Genomic DNA, 21,250 nt, shown 5'->3' with positions numbered 1-21,250 from the left:
CCAGACCAGACCCCGCTCCGTCCAGCCCACTTTCAGTGGGCATGAATGTGAACTTTCGTTCCCTTTCTAGAGGCTGCTTTTGAGACGCCTGAACTCCTCCGCGAGCGCCGGCAACTGCCAGTGGGCGTTCAGCCCGCTCGGATTCGGCAGGATCCACACCCGCACCCCGCCCACCGTGTCCTGCTGCGCCCCGACCTGTGCTTTCTTCCGGCCGAACGCGGCCCGGTACACCGTCACGCCGAGCACCGCGAGAACCTTCGGTGAATACCGCTCGACCTTTTCGGTCAGCTCCACCGCACCTTGCTTCATTTCGTCAATTGTCAATTCGGCGGCCTGGGCGCTCGGGCGGGCGACGACGTTCGTGATGCCGAGCCCGAGATCGAGCAGTTTCTCCTGCTCAGCCGGTGCGAACTGGTACGGGGTGAACCCGGACGAATGCAGCGCGGGCCAGAACCGGTTTCCGGGCCGAGCGAAGTGGTGCCCGGTCGCCTCGGACACGAGCCCCGGGTTGATCCCGCAGAACAACACGTCGAGTCCGGGCTTGATCACATCGGCAATCACCTGACGAGTTTACGGTGGTGCCGTGCGCCCCATCCTCTTCCTCGACGTCGACGGCCCGCTGCTGCCGTTCGGCGACGGCGTCCCCGGCGATCCCGGTCTCCCCCGCCTCGACCCCGCGCACGGCCCGTGGCTCGCCGCCCTGCCGTGCGAGCTGATCTGGGCCACGACCTGGATGGACGACGCCAACACCCACATCGCGCCCCTGCTGGGCCTGCCACCCCTCCAGGTCGCGAACTGGGCGGACGACGAGGAACCGGAGAACTGCCTGCACTGGAAGACCCGCGGCCTGACAGCGATCGCCGGCACCCGGCCGTTCGCCTGGGTGGACGACGAGATCAGCGAGACCGATCGCCGCTGGGTCGCCGAGCACCACGGCAACGCCCTGCTGCACGCGGTGAACCCGCGGCACGGCCTGACCGACGCCGACTACCTGACCCTCGACGCCTGGCTGCGCACGCGCTGAGCACTTGGCCAGGAGTCCTGTCCGTGGCCGCGCTCGCTTCACGAGCGCGTTTCACGTTGCCGGGGTGCACGCGGGGAGCTTTCGTTCGCGCTGGGCGCACGCGAGGGTCCCGCGTGCGGCAGGGAAACGTGAAGCGGGTTCGGGTGGGGCGGACAGGGCTTCCGGGCAGTTGCCCAGCGACGCGCTAGGCGTCAGCGGGAACGCGCGGGCGGGGCGTCCACATCGTGTACCCGGCGCGGCGGGCGTCCTCCGGCGAGTGGAAGAACGCGTCGCCCTTCATGCGCTTGTAGTACGGCGAGTCGGGCGTGTGGAACATCATCGTGCGCGAGTTCGCCTTGATGGCGGGCACGGCGGCCGCGGGCTCCTCCATGATCGACAGCGGCCGGGCCTCGGCCGCCGCCGCGTCGCGCGAGCGCATCGTCAGCCACGTCAGCAGGACGCCGGCCAGGAACGCGCCCGCGCACAGCAGGAACATCTGGAAGAAGAACCCGAACACCGAACAGCTCCTAGCCCGTAGTGGTGAAGTCCTCGTCGACGCGCAGTCCGGGGGCGGCCGAGCGCAGCGCGTCGCTCAGCGACCCCGCGCGCTGCGGGTCCGCCACGCGTGCCGACGCGGTCAGGTGTCCTTCGTGGACGACACCGGTGAACTCGGTGACGCCCCGGTCGAGCACGGCCCGCAGCAGCGCGGCGGCCACGGCGGCGCTGACGGGTGCGCGGTCCCCGAGCGTCATCACGTCGGTGACCCTGCGGTCCGACAGGGCGCGCACGGCGTCCACGACCTGCTGGCGTTCCCCGGCGGACGCGGCGGTGCCCGCCAGCACGACCTCGGCCGGCCGCACCGCGATCACCAGCTGACCGGGTGCCACGGCCGGAGCGGGGTGCGCGGCGAGGCCCACCGAAGCGAGCAGGGCAGGCACGACGAGTGCGCCGACGGCAACGCGTTGCGGCAACTGCACGCGCTTGGCCTATCTCAAATGCTTGGTCGACTTCCACCGCCCCGGCGGGAACCAGCAGGACGCCGGGCCGGAATTCACTCTTTGGTGGAAACCACCACGGGTTCGCCACCGGACACCAGCCGCCAGTCCGAGCCCGCGAACGCGGCGGGGTCGAGCGAGCCCGCCGCCTTCACCCAGTCGATCAGCAGCTGCCGGATCTCCTGCTGCCGGTTGTGCAGCACGGGCGCCGCCGCGACGTGCGGGAAGTCGCCGCCGCCCGCCTGCCGGTAGTTGTTCACGGCCACGGCGAACTCGGCCGAGTCGTCGATCGGCCGCCCGTCGTAGGACAGCGCGCGGATCCGCGCGCCGGCCGGGGCGGCGATGTCGATGTCGTACGTCAGCGGCGCCGACAGCCCGTACGCGATGTCGAAGTTGTAGTCCGGCACGTCGTGGGAGACCTGCGCGGCGGTGAACGGTCCCGGGCCGGAGACCTGCGCGAAGTACCGCGCCGACTCCTCCAGGAAGTCGCGCAGCTGCCCGCCCGTCATCCGCACGCCCACCAGCGTGTTGTCGAAGATGTAGAGCCCGGCCACGTCCCGGACGGACACGTCCCCCGCCGGGATCGCCGCCGCCCGGTTGAAGGGCGCGCACAGCGACAGCACCGGCAACGACGTGGACTTCGCCAGTTCCAGCGCCTGCACGTGGTTGATGAACCGCAACGCGGGCGTGTCCTCGAACCGCGAGCGCGCCGCCGACATCGCGGCCGTGCACGTGCCCACCCGCGCGTTGACGTACGACACGACCTTCTCGTGGTCGCGCCGCAGCAACCGCACGATCCGCGGGTCCTCGTCCACGGAAGCCGACGACAGCACCGAGGCCCGCGACTCGGTGAGCTCCCAGCGCCCGTCGTGGCGCAGGTCGAACTCCATGACGGACAAGCGCTTGCCCCAGAACAACGGCTCGGTCAGCAGCACCGGCCGTCCGGTCACCTTGTTCACCACGGTCCGCGACGGGATCTCCACGTGCGCGTGCCCGACCAGGATCGCGTCGATCCCCGGCACCGTCTCGGCCACCAGTTCGGCGCAGTTCTCCGGGAACGGCACCTGGTCGCCGAGCGACGACGACAGGTCGGCCCCCGAGTGCGCCACCACGATCACCAGGTCGGACTTGCGGCGGATCTCCGGAACCCAGTGCAGCGCCTGCTCCACGAGCCCCGGGAACGTCAGCACGCCGTCGACGTGGGCGCGGTCCCACACCGCGATCCCGGGGTTGGTGAGCCCGAGGATCCCGATCTTCAACGGCGCCCCGCCGGTGCGCCACACCGTCTTCACCACGTACGGCGGGAACGCGGGCAGTCCCGTCGCGACGTCCACCGCGTTCGCCGCCAGCAACGGGAAGTCCAGCTGCCGTTCGAACGTCCGCAGCACCTTCAGCCCGTAGTTGAACTCGTGGTTCCCCAGGGCCGCGGCGCTGTAGCCGATGGCGTTCATCGCCGCCGCCATCGGGTGCACGTGCCCGCCACGCGCGATGGGTTCGACCTTCGCGTAGTAGTACGCGAGCGGGGTGCCCTGGATGGTGTCACCGGCGTCGAGCAGCAACGTCCGATGCCGCCCGACCGCCGACCGCACGTCGTTCACCAGGGTCGAGATCTTCGCGAGCCCGACGTCGTTGTGCGCGTGGTCGTCGAACTCGCGGTTGAGGTAGTAGTCCCAGTTGAACAGGTTGCCGTGCAGGTCTGTCGAACCCATCACCGTCAGGGTGAACGTCCGCACGCTCACCTCCGGTCGTGGTCGGGCTGATCACCCGACCATAACCGCTCACACTTGACCCCAAATCACCTCGTGGGAGGGGCCTGCCCGGTCCGCTGACCGCGTTGACCGGGTTCGACGACGCTCGTGGCGACGGACCTGCCGTCTTCTGTGGTGGCGATCACCGTCACGGTGTCCCCCTTCTCGACACCTTCGGCCACGGTGTCGGCGTCGATCACGTACGTCTTGGAGTAGCCGTCCGTCGACTTCACCTCGACGGAGGAGTCGCTGATCGCGGTCACCTCGCCGGTCTGGAACTCGCCGTGCGTCGTGTCGCCGAAGCCGAGGCCCCCGCGCAGGCCGCCGCCCATCCCGTCCGGCGGCGCGCCGCCCATGCCGCCGGGTCCTCCCGCGCCCATCGCGTCACCCTGCTGGTTCGTGCCGCTGGCCGCGTAGATCGCGACGCCTCCGGCACCGGCGATCGCGACGGCGATGGCCACGGCCGCCACCGTCTTCTTCGCGGTCCACGCGGGGCGAGCCTGCTCGACGGGCTGCGGTGCTCCCCACTCCGGGGGCTGTTGTTCGGTCATGGGGCAACCGTCGCGGCCGCGCCTGTGCCGGACCTGTGTGCGCCGTAGGCCTGAGCTGTGGGGATCGCTCACAGCTGGTACACAGGATCCGCGTTCACGATGGGAGCCATGCGCGCGATGAAGACCGAACTCCGCAGGCCGGACGGAACGCCGGTCCGGGTGCTCGTCGTCGACGACGAGTCCACCCTGGCCGAGCTGATGTCGATGGCGCTGCGCATGGAGAAGTGGGACGTGCGCACGGCGCTCGACGGCACCACGGCCGTGAAGACCGCACGGGAGTTCCGCCCGGACGTCGTCGTGCTCGACGTGATGCTGCCCGACTTCGACGGCTTCGAGGTGCTGCGCAAGATGCGCGCGGAGGCCCCGATCCTGCCCGTGCTGTTCCTGACGGCGAAGGACGCCGTCGAGGACCGCATCGCCGGGCTGACCGCCGGGGGCGACGACTACGTCACCAAGCCGTTCAGCCTGGAGGAGGTCGTGCTGCGGCTGCGCGCACTGCTGCGGCGCACCGGCGTGACCGACGCGGACGCGGGCACCCGGCTGGTCGTCGGCGACCTGTCGCTGAACGAGGAGACCCGCGAGGTCGAACGCGCCGGCACGTCGATCGACCTGACCGCCACGGAGTTCGAACTGCTGCGCTACCTCATGCGCAACCCGAAGCGGGTGCTGAGCAAGGCCCAGATCCTGGACCGGGTGTGGAGCTACGACTTCGGCGGCCAGGCGAACATCGTCGAGCTCTACATCTCGTACCTGCGCAAGAAGATCGACGCCGGGCGCACCCCGATGATCCACACGATGCGAGGCGCCGGGTATGTCCTCAAGCCTGCGACCTAGAACCCTGCGGGCGCAGCTCGTCTCGGGCCAGATAGTCCTGCTCACCGCGCTGTGCCTGGTGATCGGCGGGGTGTCGGTGCTCGCGCTGCACGCGTTCCTGCTCAACAACCTCGACCGCGAGGTCACCATGATGCGGCCGGGACCGCCCGGCCAGCAGTACGGTCCGCCCGGCATCAACGCGCGGATCTTCCCGGACGGCAGCGTCGCGGGCACCGTCGAACGGCCCGGCTGGGACGCGCCGCGCCTGCTCACCGCCGACGAGATCAGGGTGCTCGAGGCCGCGCCGTCGACCATCAACACCGTCGACCTGGGCGACGCCGGCGAGTTCCGCGTGGTCACCGACCGGATGGGCATCAAGGGCCTGCCGATGTCGAACGTCACCGACATCGTCTGGCAGATGGTGTGGATCCTCGCCGGGTTGCTCGTCGCGGGCGTCGCGGCGGTGGCGCTGGCGGGCCGGGTGATCGTGCGGCGCGCGCTCGTGCCGCTGGACCGCGTCGCCGAGACGGCCACCCGCGTCTCCGAACTGCCGTTGCACGAGGGCGAGGTCGCGCTCGCCGAACGCGTACCGGAGGAGGACACCGATCCCGCGACGGAGGTCGGCAAGGTCGGCCTGGCGCTCAACCGGATGCTCGGCCACGTCGACCAGGCCCTGAAAGCCCGGCACGACAGCGAAACGCGCGTCCGCCAGTTCGTCGCGGACGCCTCGCACGAACTCCGCACGCCGCTGGCCGCCATCCGCGGGTACGCCGAGCTGACCCGGCGCACCGACGCCGACGTGCCGCCCGAGATCACGCACGCGATGGGCCGCGTCGAGTCCGAGGCGGTGCGGATGACCTCGCTCGTCGAGGACCTGCTGCTGCTCGCCCGCCTCGACGCCGGCAGGCCGTTGGAGAGCGAGGACGTCGACCTCTCCCGGCTGGTGCTCGACGTCGTCGGTGACGCCCGGATCGCGGGCCCGGACCACCGCTGGAAGCTCGCCCTGCCCGGCGACCCGGTGACGATCACCGGTGACGTGCAGCGGCTGCACCAGGTCATCGGCAACCTGCTGTCCAACGCCCGCACGCACACCCCGCCCGGCACCACCGTGACCACCGGCCTGTCCGTCCACAACGGACAGGTGGACCTGACCGTCACCGACGACGGCCCCGGCGTCCCGCAGGGCCTGGAGGTCTTCGAACGCTTCGCGCGCGGCGACTCCTCGCGGTCGCGTGCGGCCGGCAGCACGGGCCTCGGCCTGTCGATCGTGGCGGCCGTGGTCGGCGCGCACGAGGGTGAAGTGTCCGTGGCGAGCCGTCCCGGCCACACCACCTTCACGGTTTCGCTGCACACAGGTCGCTCACAGCAGGGGCACACGACCGACCCAGCGTAGGCCGCGAGGCTCGTCGCCATGAGACGAGAACGCCTGGCGCTGGCGGCCCTGCTGATCGCGACCGGCGCGCTGTACCTGTGGCGGCTGGGGGACTCGGACTGGGCCAACGCCTACTACTCGGCCGCCGCGCAGGCCGGTGCGACGAGCTGGAAGGCGTGGTTCTTCGGTTCCTCCGACGCCTCGAACGCGATCACCGTCGACAAGACGCCCGCCTCGCTGTGGGTGATGGGCCTGTCCGCCCGGCTGTTCGGCGTCACCGCGTGGAGCATCCTGGTGCCGCAGGCGCTGATGGGCGTCGGCAGCGTCTGGCTGCTGTACTCGACCGTGCGCCGCTGGTTCTCCCCCGCCGCCGCGCTGATCGCCGGCGCGGTGCTCGCGTTGACCCCGGTCGCCGTGCTGATGTTCCGCTTCAACAACCCCGACGCGCTGCTGGTGCTGCTGATGATCGCGGGCGCCTGCTGCGTGACCCGCGCGGCCGAGAAGGCCAGTCCGCTGTGGCTCGCGCTCGCCGGCGTCGCGATCGGGTTCGGGTTCCTCACCAAGATGCTGCAGGCGTTCCTGGTGCTGCCCGCGTTCGCGCTGGCGTACCTGATCGCCGCCCCCACGACCGTCGGCAGGAAGCTCCTGCACCTCGCGGGCGCGTTCGGTGCGATGGTCGTGGCGGGCGGCTGGTGGATCGTGGCCGTCGAGCTCACGCCCGATCGTCCGTACATCGGCGGCTCGCAGACGAACAGCGTGCTCGAACTGACGCTGGGCTACAACGGGTTCGGCCGCCTCACCGGCGACGAGGTCGGCAGCGTCGGCGGTGGCCGGGGCTGGGGAACGGCCGGCTGGAGCCGGCTGCTGGGCGCCGAGATGGGCACTCAGATCGCGTGGCTGCTGCCCGCCGCCGTGGTGCTGCTGGTCGCCGGGCTGTGGCTGACTCGGGGCCGCGCCCGCACGGCACTCGCGCTGTGGGGTGGCTGGCTCGTGGTCACCGCCGGCGTCTTCAGCTTCATGAACGGCATCATCCACTCCTACTACACCGTCGCACTGGCCCCCGCGATCGCCGCGATCATCGGTATCGCCGCCACCGAACTCTGGGAACGACGTGCGGAACCCGTTGCGGCGGCAGTGCTCTCCGGTTCGGTCGCTCTCTCCGCGCTGCAGTGCTACGTCCTGGTCAACGGCTTCTCCACGCCCGTCGCGCTGCTCGTGCTGATGACGGGCCTGATCGCCGCCGTAGGCCTGGTGCTGTCGTTGCGCTGGGCCATCCCCGTGGCCCTGATCGCCGCCCTGCTCGGCCCGACCACCTACTCGTTCGCCACCGTCACCACGCCGCACACCGGGGCGTTGCCCGTCGCAGGCCCGTCGAACGGCCGGATGGGCGGCAGGGGCGGCGGCCTGCTCGACGCCACCACCCCGGACGCCGAGGTGACGAACCTCCTGCGGGACAACGCAAGCAAGTACAAATGGGTCGCCGCCACCATCGGCTCCAACAACGCCGCGGGCCTCCAGCTCGCCTCCGGGCAGCCGGTCATGGCGCTCGGCGGCTTCAACGGCACCGATCCCGCCCCCACCCTCGCCGAGTTCCAGGAGATGGTCCGAAGTGGACAGATCCACTTCTACGTCAGCGCCGGACGGATGATGCAGGGCGAGACCGGCAGCGACGCCGCCCACGAGATCGCCGAGTGGGTCGCCCAGAACCACACCGCGACCACCGTCGCCGGTGCCACCCTCTACGACCTGGACGCGTCATGACCGCCACCCTCACCCCCGCGCCCGCCGCGGCGCCGCCCGCCCCGGAGCGCGACCCGAAACCGGTGCACCGCCTGGCCTTCTTCGCGTTGCTGGCCGGAACGGCCGTGCTGTACCTGTGGAACCTGACCGCCTCCGGCTACGGCAACGAGTTCTACGCGGCGGCGACGCAGGCGGCGTCGCAGAGCTGGAAGGCGCTGCTGTTCGGCTCGCTCGACCCCGGCAACACGATCACCGTCGACAAGCCGCCCGCGTTCCTGTGGGTGAGCGGTCTGTTCGCGAAGGTGTTCGGCTTCTCCAGCTGGACCGTGCTAGCCCCCCAGGCGTTCGAGGGTGTTGCGGCCGTCGCGCTCCTCCACGCGACGGTGAAACGCACCTCCGGCCCGCTCGCGGCCCTGTTCGCGGGCGCCGCCTTCGCGCTGACTCCGGTGGCGGCGTTGATGTTCCGCTTCAACCTGCCGGACGCCCTGCTGGTGTTGCTGATGGTCGCGGCCGCCTACTGCACGGTCCGCGCGCTGGAGAAGGCGAGCCCGCTGTGGCTGGCGCTGGCCGGCACCGCGATCGGCTTCGCGTTCCTCACCAAGATGTTGCAGGCGTTCCTGGTGCTGCCCGCCCTCGCGCTGGCGTACCTGGTCGCCGCGCCCACCTCGCCGTGGAAGCGCCTGCTGCACCTGCTCGGCGCCGGTCTCGCGGTGGTCGTCTCGGCGGGCTGGTTCATCGCGCTGGTCGACCTCTGGCCCGCCGGCAGCCGTCCGTACATCGGCGGCTCGACCGACAACTCGTTGTGGGAACTGGCCATCGGCTACAACGGCCTCGGCCGCATCTTCGGCAACTCCGGTGGCGGAGGGGGCGGCGGGATGGGCGGCAACGGCAACATCGGCTTCGGCGGTGAGACGGGCATCGGCCGGTTGTTCGGCGCCAGCATGGGCCCGGAGATCTCCTGGCTGCTGCCCGCCGCGCTGATCGGCCTGGTCGCCGGACTGTGGTTCCTGCGCCGGGCACCACGCACCGACCGCACCCGTGCGGCGCTGGTGCTGTGGGGCGGCTGGCTGCTGGTGAGCGGCGCGGTGTTCAGCTTCATGAGCGGCATCACCCACCCCTACTACACGGTGGCGCTGGCTCCCGCGATCGCCGCTCTGGTCGCCATCTCCGGTCGCGAGCTCTGGCGGGGCAGGGCGCACTTCCCGGCGCGCACGGCGTTGACGGCGATGGTCGCGGTGACCGGCGTGTGGGGCTACATCCTGCTCGACCGCACCCCGGACTGGGCGCCGTGGCTGCGCTGGCTGCTGCTGGCCGTCACCGCGCTCGCCGTGCTGGCCCTGGTGTTCGGTCTCGACCGCCGCTGGGTGGCCGGAGTGCTCGTCGTGGCCGCGTTGCTCGGCACGTCCGGGTACGCGGTCGCCACCGCCGCGACGACGCACAGCGGCTCGATCCCGTTGTCCGGCCCGCGTTCCCAGCAGGGCGGCGGCATGCGTGGGGGCACCTCGTCCGCGGAGGTCGTGCAGCTGCTCAAGACCACGGACACCGAGTGGGCCGCGGCCACCACCGGAGCCCAGAGCGCGGCGGGACTCCAGCTGGCGTCCGGCCGTCCGGTGATCGCGATCGGCGGCTGGAACGGCAGCGACCCCGCCCCGACGTTGGAGGAGTTCCAACAGCTCGTCGCCGACGGCAAGGTGCGCTACTACGTCGAAGGTGGACGGGGTGGAGGTCCCGGTGGCGGCAACGAGATCGGCGAGTGGGTCGCCGCGAACTTCACCGCCACCACGGTCGGCGGCCAGACGCTCTACGACCTGACGGGCTGACCGTCAGAGGCGGCCGGTGTCGGCGGGGAGGACCTCCGCCGACACCGGCACGAACACCTCGGCGGGTTCCTGATCCGCCCACAGCAACGGCACCAGGTCGGCGCCGCGCTTGAACAGCCACGGCACGCCCTTGAGCACCAGCCACGCGAGGTGGTGCCACACCGTCAGTTCGCGCCCGCCCGAGCACTCCAGGCTGACCTCGCCGAACTCGTGCCCGGCCGCCCGCAGTTCCGCCGCGAACGCCCGCGCGAGCATCCGGTGCCCGCGTTCGGACGGGTGCAGCCGGTCGACCGCCCACGTCTCCAGCTCGTACGCGCCGGGCATCGTGTGCAGGTCGACGCACCGGACCCCGTGTCGTGCCACGACGACGTCGACCACGCGGTTGTACTCGTCGATGCGGTCCTTGAGCACCCGCCGCAGCCGGCCGGGCAACTTGAACACGCGGCCCTGGTCGTGGAACCGCACGGTGACCACCGAGACCCCGGCGGCGGTCAGCTCGCGGCAGACGTGGTCGAGGTCCTCGTGCATCCGCCGCACCGAGAAGTCGGACCGGAGCGTGTCGTTGACGCCGGCGATGACGACGGCGGCGGTGGGCTCGTCCCGCAACGCCTGCGGCAGCTGGGTGCGCCTGACGTCGGCCAGCCGGGCACCGGAGACGGCGTAGTTGCGGTAGCCGTTGTCCGTGCAAGCGGACGAGAGGATCGGGCCGAAGCCGCGCCAGCCGCCGGGCACGAGGTCGCCGATCCCGACCGCTGTCGAGTCACCGAGTAACACCAGCACGCGAAACAGCTTCGGCTGGCCCGGTGATCCGGGAATGACCGTGCGGGAACGGTTCAGCGAAATGCTGGGTAAAGCGGGAGTTCGAGCACCTCGGGGCCGTACCGGTCGGCCAGCGCCCCGATCACCGCGTCGGCGTGCGACGCGACCGTCTTCTCACCGAGGATCAGCGCGTCCGACCGCAACCTCAGCCAGCGGCCGGCGAGCACCACACTGCGCGGCGGGGCACCGGCGTCCGGTTCCGGCATGGGCTTCGACAAGGCGCGCCACGTCGCGAGCCACACCCACAGCAGCTGGGCCTCCAGCAGCCGGGGTAAGAGGATCGCGTCGTCGTCCATCTCGGGCCACACCGACCCGACCTCGGCCCGCCAGGCGGCGACCATGGCCTCGGACATGCCGGGCGGCAGCCCCCACCCGCACCAGCAGGACGGGAACGGCACCCGCAGGGCGGCGGCGTCGAACACGATGTCGCGGACGCACCCGCCCTCGAAGTCGACGAACCGCACCCCGCGCGAGGTGACGAGGTGGTTGTCCGGGCACGACGTCGACGGGCTGAACGCGCGCCGCCGCGACGTGCTGAACGCCCGCGCCGCACCGGCCGCGAACTCGACGGCCTGCGTCGACGTGGCGACCCCGAGCGTGGTCTCCAGCAGCCCCGGCAACCCCGCGATGGCCGCGTGCACGTCGACGGCGATCGGGTCCTGGCAGCACTGCGCACCGGCCCGGCGCATCAACGCGTCGAAGTCCGCGTCCCTGCCCGCCGTCGTGGCGTGCAGCCGGCCCATCGCGTGCGCCCACGACAGCAGCCCTCGTTCGGCGGCCCGCGCGTCCTTGGCGTGCAGCTTCTCCGACAACCGGGGCGCTCGCCCGAGGTCCTCCAGCACGACCAGGCGGGTGCCCGCGTCGTGCGCGAAGAGTTCGGGGGTGGCGCGTTCCTCGGCCGGCAACGCCGTCAGCAGCTGGTGGCTGACGGCCTCGTGCGCCCACGGATCGCGGTCGCCGCTCGCCTCCGGATACCGCTTCACGACGAGCGTGCGCGGCATGGAGAACGGCGACGAGGCCACTCTCACCCGAATCACGACGGAACGACCGGTACCCCCGAGAGCCTCGGGGTCCGCGAGGCGCACCTGTGCGCCCAGTCGCCTGGTCAGTACCCGCTCAGCCGCCCCGACAGCGTCCAAGATCTCTGGTGAAGTCGTGTCGGGAGGGCCCGCGGTGATCTCCACGCTCATCCCCTCCGACCCTACTCCCCATGTCCGTGAGCCGGACCGACGCTAATCGGGCCAGGCCGCGACCACCACCACTCGTTGGTAACGGCTCGCGCTGTTCCCGAATCCCCCTACGACGTGTGGACGTGTGAAAACACCTTCCGTTGCCCACTACGCACCGATCAAGGCGCTCGATCGACGCGCACACGTCAATACCGATCAAGTAGCTGCTCGATCGGGCGAACCGGTCTCATGTTCTGAGACGCGGGGAGGCGCCCCGAGGGTTGCCTCCCCGCGTAGATGACGTGACCCGGAACGTGGACGGGCGCATTCACGCTCAGCAGGGCGCCTCGCGGCACCGCCCCCACGTCCCCGTACCACCAGTACGAGGACGCGGGGGCGGCACCACGATCCACCCGTCTGACCGCGAATCCACCCGGCAACGTTCCGGGCCACGCCACCAAAGATCGTCAGGCCTTCTCGGCTGCCTTGTCGGCGGCCTTCTCCTGGGGCTTCGCGTCCACTCCGGCCTCCTTGCGCTGGAGCGCCGTGATGGGCGCCGGCGCCGCCGTCAGCGGGTCGTAGCCGCCACCCGACTTCGGGAACGCGATGACCTCGCGGATCGAGTCCGCGCCCGCGAGCAGCATGCAGAGGCGGTCCCAGCCGAGCGCGATGCCGCCGTGGGGCGGGGCGCCGTACTTGAACGCGTCGAGCAGGAAGCCGAACTTCTCCTGCGCCTCCTCGGCGCCGATGCCCATGACGTTGAACGCGCGCTGCTGCACGTCGGCGCGGTGGATACGGATGGAGCCACCGCCGAGCTCGTTGCCGTTGAGGATCACGTCGTAGGCGTAGGCCAGCGCCTCGCCCGGGTTCTCCTCGAAGCTGTCGATCCACTCCGGGGTCGGCGAGGTGAACGCGTGGTGCAGCGCCGTCCAGTTGCTGCCGCCGACCGCGACGTCACCGGCCTCGAGCTTGTCGACCGACTCGAACATCGGGAAGTCGACGACCCACGCGAACGCCCACGCGTTCTCGTCGACCAGGCCGACGCGGTGCGCGATCTCGACGCGCGCGGCACCGAGCAGGGCGCGCGCGTCCCGCGGGTCGCCCGCGCCGAAGAAGATGCAGTCGCCGGGGTTGGCGCCGGTGGCCTTCGCGAGACCGTCGCGCTCGGCGTCGGTCAGGTTCTTCGCGACCGGGCCGCCCAGCGTGCCGTCCTCACCGACCAGCACGTACGCGAGGCCCTTGTGGCCGCGCTGCTTCGCGAACTCCTGCCACGCGTCGAGCGTGCGGCGCGGCTGCGAGGCACCGCCCGGCATGACCACGGCACCGACGTACGGCGCCTGGAACACGCGGAACGTCGTGTCCTTGAAGTACTCGGTGAGCTCGGTGAGCTCCAGCTCGAAGCGCAGGTCCGGCTTGTCCGAGCCGTACTTGGCCATCGCGTCGGCGTAGGAGATCCGGCGGAACGGCAGCGGCAGCTCGACGCCCTTGGTCTCCTTCCAGATCGCGGCCAGCAGCTTCTCGGTCAGGCCGATCACGTCGTCCTGCTCGACGAAGCTCATCTCGATGTCGAGCTGGGTGAACTCCGGCTGGCGGTCGGCGCGGAAGTCCTCGTCGCGGTAGCAGCGCGCGATCTGGTAGTAGCGCTCCAGGCCACCGACCATCAGCAGCTGCTTGAACAGCTGCGGCGACTGCGGCAGCGCGTACCAGGAACCCGGACGCAGCCGCGCGGGCACCAGGAAGTCACGCGCGCCCTCGGGCGTCGACCGGGTCAGGGTCGGCGTCTCGATCTCGACGAACTTCTCGGAGTGCAGCACCTCGCGGGCGATGCGGCTGACCTCGGACCGCAGCCGGATGGCCTTGGCCGGCGCGGCGCGGCGCAGGTCGAGGTAGCGGTGCTTGAGCCGCGCCTCCTCGCCCGGCTCGACCTCGCTCTCGACCTGGAACGGCAGCGGCGCGGCCTCGTTGAGGACCTCGAGCTCGCTCACGTAGACCTCGATGGCGCCCGTCGGCAGCTCGGGGTTCTCGCTGCCCTCGGGCCGCGCGCTCACCTCGCCGGTGACCTTGACGACGTACTCGCTGCGCAGCCGGTGCGCGCGCTCCGCCATCTCGCCCTCGCGGAAGACGACCTGCGCGACGCCGCTCGCGTCCCTCAGGTCGATGAAGATGACACCGCCGTGATCCCGCCGGCGAGCGACCCACCCGGTGAGGGTGACGGACTGCCCGGCGTGCTCGGCCCGGAGTGATCCGGCCTCGTGCGTGCGCAACACGGTGGTGGCTCCTTGTAGACGAAGTAAACCTTGCCGTCAAGGCTAGCCGGAGCCACCGACAGATTTTCAGGCAGGGCTTTCTCCCTGCTCAGATGATCTTTTCCAGCACGGCTCCGCCCTGGCCCACGCCGCCGCCCAGCCGGGATCGACCTGCTCGGCGTCGCCCCACTCCGCGATCCGCCGGAGCAGGTCCGCCAGTGCGGCCCGGTGGTCCTCCCGCAGCCGCGGCAGCACCTCCACCACGAACGGCAGCATCGCGGTGGCGGCCGGGCACACGAATCCGCCCTCCTCGTGCACGGTCTCGTCCAGGTCCCGGATGGCCTGCTCGACCACCTCGGGATCGTCCGACAGCAACGCCCTCAGGTGCCCCGGCGTGTCCAGCGCGGGCCCGTAGGCGTGGTCGATCGAGTGCCACGGCACGTCGTCCAGCCCTTCGAGGCTCATCCCAGCTCCAGCAGCACCGACGTGGCGAGCGTCGACACGCGTTGCCCCAGCGACGTCACGCCCTGGTCGTGCACCCGCTCGGCCACGAGATCCCGGTGCTCGCGCGCCATCGCCACGCCCACCAGCCACACCGCGAACGCCCTCAGCCGCACGTCCGGGTCGGCGATCCACACCGGCACGAACGGCACGACCTGGCCCACGTCGGTGGTGTCGCGTTCGAAGAGGCGGCGCAGGTGGTCGAGCGCTTCGGTCCGCCACGGCAGCACGTCCACCAGTGCCAGCACGAGGTCGATGCCGTCGAAGTCCTTGGGGCCCACCAGCCAGAGCACGTGCTCCAGCACCTCTTCGTAGCCCATCTCGAACGACCCGGTGGCGAGGAACAGCTCCAGGTCTCCGGTCAGGCCGCGCAGGATCACGTCGGCGTCGGGCCCGGTCGCGGCCGACACGAGCATCCGCGCCGGCTGCTCGACGTCGGGCAGGTCCCGCAGCCACGTCACCGCCGCCTCGTCGCCCCGGCCGGCGTACTCCGTGACGACGATCACCAGGCACAGCCGCGTGGCCGGGTCGAACTCCTCCTCCCAGCGCGCGGACAGGGCGGGCAGCACGGGCGCGCTGTCGCCGAGCCCCTTGCCCAGCACGAACAACACGCCGCGCCGCACCGCCGCCGAGCCGTGGCCGAGCAGCGCGAGCAACGCCGGTTTCGACGCCTCGAACGCGGGCGGCCAGCTCGGGTGCACCCCCGCGGAACCGCTGCCCCCGGCCACCGCGATCGCGCCGCACAGGTTCTCCAGCAGCCACTCGCGGCTGGGGGTGTTGTCGTGCGCGACGAGGTCCAGCAGGAACGGCCACGCCGCCGCCGTCGCCTCGCTGACCTCCCCCGGCTCACCGGTCAGCTGCCGCACCAGTTCCTCGTGCGGCTCGACGGACGTCCTGGCCTGCTTCAGCAACCGAGGAAGGTCGTCGGCGTACCCGTCATGACTGCGCAACCGGTACCAGTCGATCTTCTTGAGACCCTCCACCATGGACGTCAGCATAGGAAAAAGGCCGCGACCGGGGGTCGCGGCCTTCTCGGTGCGGCAGCTCAGCTCACGCGGTGGGCGCGAGGTACAGCAGGCGGTTCGGCGAACCCGAACCCGGGTTCGTCACCTTCGACGGCGTGGACTGGCCGATCAGGTACGAGGCGACCTGGGCGGGCGTCGCGCCGGGGTTCGTCGAGAGGTAGCGAGCGGCGGCACCCGCGACGTGCGGGGTGGCCATCGACGTGCCCGAGATGGTGCTCGTGGCGGTGTCGGAGGTGCTCCAGGACGAGGTGATGTCGCGGCCGGGGGCGAAGATGTCGAGCACCGAGCCGTAGTTCGAGAACGACGAGCGGGCGTCGTTGCGGTCGGTGGAGCCGACCGTGATCGCCTCCGTCACGCGGGCCGGCGAGAAGCCGGACGCGTTGGCGTTGGAGTTGCCCGCCGCCACGGCGAACGTGACGCCCTTGGCGATGGCGTTGCGCACGGCCGTGTCGAGGGTGGCGTTGGCGCCGCCGCCGAGGGACAGGTTCGCGACGGCCGGCTTGGCCGCGTTGGCACCCACCCAGTCGATGCCGGCCGCGACGCCCGCGAGGGTGCCGGAGCCGTTGTTGTCGAGCACGCGGACGGCGACGACCCGAGCGGCCTTCGCGACGCCGTACTGCGAGCCCGCGATGGTGCCGGCGACGTGCGTGCCGTGGCCGTTGCCGTCCTGCGCGACGTTGTCGTTGTCCACGAAGTCACGGCCGTTCACGGCGCGGCCGCCGAACGTGGAGTGGCTGATGCGGACACCGGTGTCGATGACGTACGCGGTCACGCCCGAGCCGGTCGAGGTGTAGCTGTAGGAGCTGTTGAGCGGCAGGTTGCGCTGGTCGATGCGGTCGAGACCCCACGACGGCGGGTTCGTCTGCGTGGCCTGCGTGTGCACGACCTGGTCGGCCTCGACGAAGTCCACCGACGGGTCGGCGGCCAGGCGCTTGGCCTGCTTCTCGGTGAGCTTCACGTTGAAGCCGCCGAAGGTCTTGTACTCGCGCTCGACCGAGCCGCCGAAACGGGAAGCGAGGGCGTGCCCGTTCGTCTTGCCCTCCTTCAGCTTCACGATGAAGGAGCCGGCGATCTTCTCGGGGTGGTTGAGGGACAGCACCTCGCCCTCGGCGGCGTAGGCGCTGGGAACCATCAGAACCGACATGGCGAGGGTCGCCGCGCCGGCACCGGCCAGGAACCGGATCTTTCGCGTCATGATTGCAATCCGTTCTTTGCAGGGGAACGAAGCGCTTTCGACGTTATGGAGAGATCCGGTTCCTGCCAAGGGTGTCTTAGGGATTAAGACGGGCTTGCATTGCCGGACAATTCACCTTTCACAGGGATGGCGGCCAGTAGAGGATACGGTTGACGGGTGGCGTGCCCGCAGTGGCCGTGGTAACCAGCGCGCGCTCGACCTGCGCGGGCGTGGCCGCGCGGTTGCGCTCCAGGTACCGGGCCGCGACACCGGCCGCATGCGGTGCCGCCATTGAGGTTCCGCTCAGCGTGGCGGTCGCGGTGTCCGAAGTGTTCCAGGCGGACGGGATGCCGACGCCCGGCGCGTAGAGGTCCACCAGCGGTCCGTAGTTGGACGAAGGTGCCTTGGTGTCGTTCTGCGTCAACGCTCCCACGCAGATCGCCTGCGAAACCCGTTGCGGCGACGAGTTGACCGGGTCGGTGTTGCTGCCGCCCGCCGCGAGCGTGTACGAGACCCCGGAGTCGATCGACTTCTTCACGGCGGTGTCGAGCGCCGCGGAAGCGCTGCCGCCCAACGACATGTTGGCGACCGCGGGCTTGACGGCGTTGCGCGTCACCCAGTCCACGCCCGCGATGACCCCGGCGATCGTGCCGGACCCGGACCCGTTCAGCACGCGCACGCCCCACACCGTCGCCTGCTTGGCGACGCCGTGCTTGGTGCCGGCGGCGATGCCCGCGACGTGCGTGCCGTGCCCGTTGTCGTCCTGTGCGATCGCGTCGTTGTCGACGGTGTCCCAGCCGTCGCGCGCCCGGCCGCCGAAGTCCGCGTGCGTCACACGCAACCCGGTGTCGATCACGTAGATGTTCACGCCACGACCGGTGGTCGTGTACTCGTAGCGCTGGTTCAACGGCAACGCGCGCTGGTCGATCCGGTCCAGCCCCCACGGCGGGTCGAGCTGGGTGCCGAGCGCGTGCACGACCCCGTCACGCTCCACAGAGGACACGTTGGGGTCGGCCTTCAGCGCACGCAGCTGGGACGAGGACAGCCGCGCGCTGAACCCGTTGAAAACACTCGAATACCTGTACTCGACCGTGCCGCTGAACGACGACACGGCTCCATCCTTGAGCACCACGATGTACGACGACGTGGCCGCGGACGCCGGGGCGACCACGACCGAGGCTGTCAGGGCAGCGACTGCCAGCAGGGCTCTCACGGGCAGGTTTCCTTCCGGTTGCAGGGGAAACGGCCCCGGCTCGCGAGAGGAGCCGGGGCCGCACATCACGGGACTGCCGGGTTCAGCTGGTCGGCGCCCAGTACAGGAGCCTGGTCGTCGTGCTCGGGCCGGGGTTGGTCACCTTGCCGTTGGTGGCGTTGCTCGTGATCGCGGTCGCCACCTGGGCGGGCGTCACGTTCCGGTTGCCCTGCAGGTAGCGGGCCACCACACCGGCGACGTGCGGCGACGCCATCGAGGTGCCGGAGATCGTGTTCGAGGCCGTGTCACTGGTGTGCCAGGCGGAGGTGATGCCGCCGCCGGGTGCGAACACGTCGACGACCGGGCCGTAGTTGGAGAAGGAGGAACGGGCGTCGGTGCGCTCGGTGGAGCCCACGGTCAGCGCCGCCGCCACGCGCGCGGGCGAGGTGTTCGCCGCGTTCGTGTTGGAGTTGCCCGCCGCGACGGCGAACGTCACGCCGCGGGTGATCGCCCCGCTCACGGCGTTGTCGAGCGAGGTGTTCGCGCCGCCGCCCAGCGACATGTTGGCGACAGCGGGTTTGACGTGGTTGTTCGCCACCCAGTTCACGCCGGCGACGACACCGGCGATGGTGCCCGAACCCGAGTTGTTCAGCACGCGGACACCGATGATGGTCGCCTGCTTCGCGACGCCGTAGGAGGTGCCCGCGACGGTGCCGGCGACGTGCGTGCCGTGGCCGTTGCCGTCCTGCGCGACGGCGTCGTTGTCCACGAAGTCGTAGCCGTTGCGGGCGCGGCCGCCGAAGTCGCGGTGGGTGATGCGGACACCGGTGTCGATGATGTAGGCGTTCACGCCGGAACCGGTGGAGTTGTAGGTGTAGCGCTGGTCGAGCGGCAGGGTGCGCTGGTCGATCCGGTCGAGCCCCCACGACGGCGGGTTGACCTGGGTCGCCTGGATGCTGACCACCTGGTCGCGTTCCACGTACTCGACCGCGGGGTCAGCGGCGAGTCTGCGCGCCTGGGCGTCGCTCATCTTCACCGAGAAGCCCTGGAACACGGCGTCGTAGACGTGGCCGACCTGACCGCCGAACCGGGAACCGAGAGCCTGCGCGCTCGCGGTGACCGCGTTGTCCTTGAGCTTGACGATGAAGCTTCCGGCGATGTTCTGACCGGGCGAGACGCGGATCTCGCCCACCGCGGCGGTGGCCGGTGCCGCGAACGCGGCGATCATGACCGCCGAACCCAGCAGAGTTGCAGTCTTGCGCATTGTGCAGTCCTGTTCGTCGCAGGGATGCAGCAGGGAAACCGACGGGCCTATTGGCGGCGTAATAGTCCCGAGATCTGAACCTGGCGGGTTTCCCAGCCGGTGAAAACCGCCGATCGGCTGTACCGCGTTCCCTTTGCTGCCGATAGCCTTCCGATCTTGACTCCGTGAAACCGGAGGACCGATGCTCACGATTTACCCACCGCGCGAGGAGCTCGCCGACCTTCTCGTGACGGGTCCGTTCGCGGACGCGTTGCGGGTCGCGATCCAGGTGCGGGGACTCAGCCTGGAACGGTTGCAGCACCGGCTGAAGGTGCGGGGCGCGCCGATCAGCGTGACGGCGCTGAGCTACTGGCAGTCGGGCAGGCGCAGACCCGAGCGCCCCGAGTCGTTGATGGCCCTCGCGCACCTCGAGGACGTGCTCGGGTTGCCCGAGAGCGCTCTCAGCCGCCTGCTGGGACCACCGCGGCCGCGAGGCCGTTCGCGCAGGCGGGAGCCGTCCGCACGGGCCGCGTGGGACTCCTCCGGCCTGGCGCTGACCGCCCAGCACGACCGGGTGGACGTCGCGGCGTGCGGCGGGGTGCGCGGCGTCCGGTCACGTCAGGTCATGCGGGCGAGTTCCGCCAATGTGGACCGCTGGATCCTTTGTCAGGAAACGGGTTCCGCGCAGCCCGCGCTCACCGCCGTGCGCTCCTGCCGGGTCGGGAGGATCGCCCGCGAACGCACGAACGGCGTGCTCGTCGCGGAGCTGTTGTTCGACGAACCGATCTCCGCGGGCGAGTCCGTCGCGATCGAGTACGAATTGGTCTATCCACATCCGACGGCCGAGCACACGCATTTCCGCCGGTTCGCCGAACGCGTCCACGACTACGTGCTGGAGATCAAATTCCAGGACGCACCGGACGCCTGCGAGCAATTCGCGACCGGCCCCGCCGGAACGGAGGCGGGCGGCGTGGCCCCCGCCGCCGTGGACGACGGGGGTTACGCGCACGCGGCCGCGCTCGACTTCGGTCCCGGCGTCTACGGAATGCGCTGGAGCAGCTCCACGAATGCGCCGGGGTCGTCCACCCAGGGGAAGTGACCGGCACCGGCCTGCAGCGCGAACCGGGCGCCGGGGATCAACGCCGCGTACTCCCGCGCGCGGTTGGGCGGCAGCGCGACGTCGTGCTCGCCGCTGAGGAGAACCGTTGGCACATCGAGCTCTCCCAGCGCCGCGCGCACCTGCGCCGGGTCGAACGCGCCCTCGGCGTAGAACTCGGCGGCGGCCTCGTCGTTGCGCGGGTGGTCTTCGAGCGCGCGTGCGGCGTCGTCCCAGCGCCCGTGGTGGAACGGGGCGATCTTCGCGAACGCGTCCTCGCTGAGGTTCCCGGCCCAGATCTCCTCGAACCCCTGGATCGCCTCGGCGTACCAGGGTTCTGCCGACCGCCGCAGCGCCACCGCGCGGCGGTCGTCGTCGGTCACGTCGATGCCGACCACGCGCGCACTGGGCGCGATGAGCACGAGTTCCTCGACGTGCCGCGGAAAACGGGTCGCGTACAGGATGGCGAGCGTGCCACCCGCGGAGTGCCCGAGCAGCCGCAGCCGGTCGAGCCCCAGGTGCTGCCGCAACGCCTCGACGTCGTCGGCGACGTGGTCGGCGCGGTAGCTGTCCGCCTTCTCCGATTCGCCGGTACCGCGCAGGTCCAGCCTGATCACGTCGCGCAGCGGCAGGCCGCCCAGGTACGACGAGGCCTGCATCGGCCCGCCGGGCAGGCAGATCACCGGGTCGTCGGCCTCGCCGTGGTGGACGAGGCCGACGCCGTTCGAAGTGAAGGTCCCCAT

General features: G+C 70.8%; 20 protein-coding genes. 6 read left to right on the top strand and 14 right to left on the bottom strand.

Annotated features, from left to right (window positions below; translation table 11 throughout):
- Positions 1–66: 66 nt before the first annotated feature.
- Positions 67–561, bottom strand: coding sequence for a G/U mismatch-specific DNA glycosylase (gene mug, locus QSK25_RS35195; RefSeq protein WP_285644772.1), 495 nt, complete (start codon positions 559–561; stop codon positions 67–69).
- 22 nt (positions 562–583) lie between these two features.
- On the opposite strand from mug, the gene QSK25_RS35190 reads away from it, so the two are divergent.
- The gene (locus QSK25_RS35190) at positions 584–1,024 is read left to right on the top strand and encodes an HAD domain-containing protein (protein ID WP_285644771.1); all 441 of its coding nucleotides are present in this window, start codon (positions 584–586) and stop codon (positions 1,022–1,024) included.
- A gap of 184 nt (positions 1,025–1,208) precedes the next feature.
- Here the strand turns inward: QSK25_RS35190 and QSK25_RS35185 are convergent, their stop codons facing one another.
- The 4 genes from QSK25_RS35185 to QSK25_RS35170 all read right to left on the bottom strand — a co-directional run bounded on the left by QSK25_RS35185 (position 1,209) and on the right by QSK25_RS35170 (position 4,297).
- Positions 1,209–1,520: a sunset domain-containing protein gene (locus QSK25_RS35185; protein WP_285644770.1), complete on the bottom strand. Its 312-nt coding sequence runs from the start codon at positions 1,518–1,520 to the stop codon at positions 1,209–1,211.
- 10 nt (positions 1,521–1,530) lie between these two features.
- Positions 1,531–1,980 carry a hypothetical protein gene (locus tag QSK25_RS35180; RefSeq protein ID WP_285644768.1) on the bottom strand — a complete coding sequence of 150 codons (450 nt, stop codon included), beginning with the start codon at positions 1,978–1,980 and terminating at the stop codon, positions 1,531–1,533.
- 74 nt (positions 1,981–2,054) lie between these two features.
- Entirely contained in the window at positions 2,055–3,707 is a 1,653-nt protein-coding gene (locus tag QSK25_RS35175; protein WP_285644766.1) for a bifunctional metallophosphatase/5'-nucleotidase, read from the bottom strand.
- 86 nt (positions 3,708–3,793) lie between these two features.
- The gene (locus tag QSK25_RS35170; protein ID WP_285644764.1) at positions 3,794–4,297 is read right to left on the bottom strand and encodes a hypothetical protein; all 504 of its coding nucleotides are present in this window, start codon (positions 4,295–4,297) and stop codon (positions 3,794–3,796) included.
- A 108-nt stretch (positions 4,298–4,405) separates the two neighbouring features.
- Between QSK25_RS35170 and QSK25_RS35165 the strand changes: the two genes are divergently transcribed.
- Genes QSK25_RS35165 through QSK25_RS35150 form a run of 4 tightly spaced genes read left to right on the top strand, consistent with a single transcriptional unit; the run spans position 4,406 to position 10,042 of the window.
- Positions 4,406–5,131, top strand: a complete 726-nt coding sequence (locus QSK25_RS35165) for a response regulator transcription factor (protein ID WP_285644762.1) — start codon at positions 4,406–4,408, stop codon at positions 5,129–5,131.
- Positions 5,109–6,503 (top strand): sensor histidine kinase, encoded by a 1,395-nt coding sequence (locus tag QSK25_RS35160; RefSeq protein WP_285644760.1) that lies wholly within the window; start codon positions 5,109–5,111, stop codon positions 6,501–6,503. Before QSK25_RS35165 ends, QSK25_RS35160 begins: the two co-directional genes overlap by 23 nt.
- An 18-nt stretch (positions 6,504–6,521) precedes the next feature.
- Positions 6,522–8,243: an ArnT family glycosyltransferase gene (locus QSK25_RS35155; RefSeq protein WP_285644759.1), complete on the top strand. Its 1,722-nt coding sequence runs from the start codon at positions 6,522–6,524 to the stop codon at positions 8,241–8,243.
- The gene (locus QSK25_RS35150; protein ID WP_285644757.1) at positions 8,240–10,042 is read left to right on the top strand and encodes a glycosyltransferase family 39 protein; all 1,803 of its coding nucleotides are present in this window, start codon (positions 8,240–8,242) and stop codon (positions 10,040–10,042) included. The genes QSK25_RS35155 and QSK25_RS35150 overlap by 4 nt, the downstream gene beginning before the upstream one ends.
- 3 nt (positions 10,043–10,045) lie before the next feature.
- On the opposite strand, the gene QSK25_RS35145 is transcribed toward QSK25_RS35150, so the two are convergent.
- From QSK25_RS35145 to QSK25_RS35110, 8 genes are all read right to left on the bottom strand, one after another.
- Complete coding sequence (locus QSK25_RS35145) at positions 10,046–10,822, bottom strand: SGNH/GDSL hydrolase family protein (RefSeq protein WP_285644756.1); 777 nt, start codon at positions 10,820–10,822, stop codon at positions 10,046–10,048.
- Positions 10,823–10,875: 53 nt separating this feature from the next.
- Entirely contained in the window at positions 10,876–11,889 is a 1,014-nt protein-coding gene (locus QSK25_RS35140) for a hypothetical protein (protein ID WP_285644754.1), read from the bottom strand.
- A gap of 608 nt (positions 11,890–12,497) precedes the next feature.
- The gene (aspS, locus tag QSK25_RS35135; RefSeq protein ID WP_285644752.1) at positions 12,498–14,297 is read right to left on the bottom strand and encodes an aspartate--tRNA ligase; all 1,800 of its coding nucleotides are present in this window, start codon (positions 14,295–14,297) and stop codon (positions 12,498–12,500) included.
- Between the two features lie 66 nt (positions 14,298–14,363).
- Positions 14,364–14,741 (bottom strand): hypothetical protein, encoded by a 378-nt coding sequence (locus tag QSK25_RS35130; RefSeq protein ID WP_285644749.1) that lies wholly within the window; start codon positions 14,739–14,741, stop codon positions 14,364–14,366.
- Positions 14,738–15,763: a hypothetical protein gene (locus tag QSK25_RS35125; RefSeq protein WP_285644747.1), complete on the bottom strand. Its 1,026-nt coding sequence runs from the start codon at positions 15,761–15,763 to the stop codon at positions 14,738–14,740. Before QSK25_RS35125 ends, QSK25_RS35130 begins: the two co-directional genes overlap by 4 nt.
- 64 nt (positions 15,764–15,827) lie before the next feature.
- Positions 15,828–16,997, bottom strand: coding sequence for a S8 family peptidase (locus QSK25_RS35120; protein WP_285644746.1), 1,170 nt, complete (start codon positions 16,995–16,997; stop codon positions 15,828–15,830).
- Positions 16,998–17,115: 118 nt separating this feature from the next.
- Positions 17,116–18,189: a S8 family peptidase gene (locus QSK25_RS35115; RefSeq protein ID WP_352236715.1), complete on the bottom strand. Its 1,074-nt coding sequence runs from the start codon at positions 18,187–18,189 to the stop codon at positions 17,116–17,118.
- An 82-nt stretch (positions 18,190–18,271) separates the two neighbouring features.
- Complete coding sequence (locus QSK25_RS35110) at positions 18,272–19,432, bottom strand: S8 family peptidase (protein ID WP_285644745.1); 1,161 nt, start codon at positions 19,430–19,432, stop codon at positions 18,272–18,274.
- A gap of 181 nt (positions 19,433–19,613) precedes the next feature.
- Between QSK25_RS35110 and QSK25_RS35105 the strand changes: the two genes are divergently transcribed.
- Complete coding sequence (locus QSK25_RS35105; protein WP_285644743.1) at positions 19,614–20,510, top strand: helix-turn-helix domain-containing protein; 897 nt, start codon at positions 19,614–19,616, stop codon at positions 20,508–20,510.
- On the opposite strand, the gene QSK25_RS35100 is transcribed toward QSK25_RS35105, so the two are convergent.
- The gene (locus QSK25_RS35100) at positions 20,450–21,250 is read right to left on the bottom strand and encodes an alpha/beta fold hydrolase (RefSeq protein ID WP_285644742.1); all 801 of its coding nucleotides are present in this window, start codon (positions 21,248–21,250) and stop codon (positions 20,450–20,452) included. The genes QSK25_RS35105 and QSK25_RS35100 overlap by 61 nt on opposite strands.

Source organism: Lentzea sp. NBRC 102530 (assembly GCF_030269365.1).
Lineage (GTDB): Bacteria > Actinomycetota > Actinomycetes > Mycobacteriales > Pseudonocardiaceae > Lentzea.
Note: the sequence above shows the minus strand (reverse complement) of the source record. Positions and strands in the feature narration are given on the sequence as shown.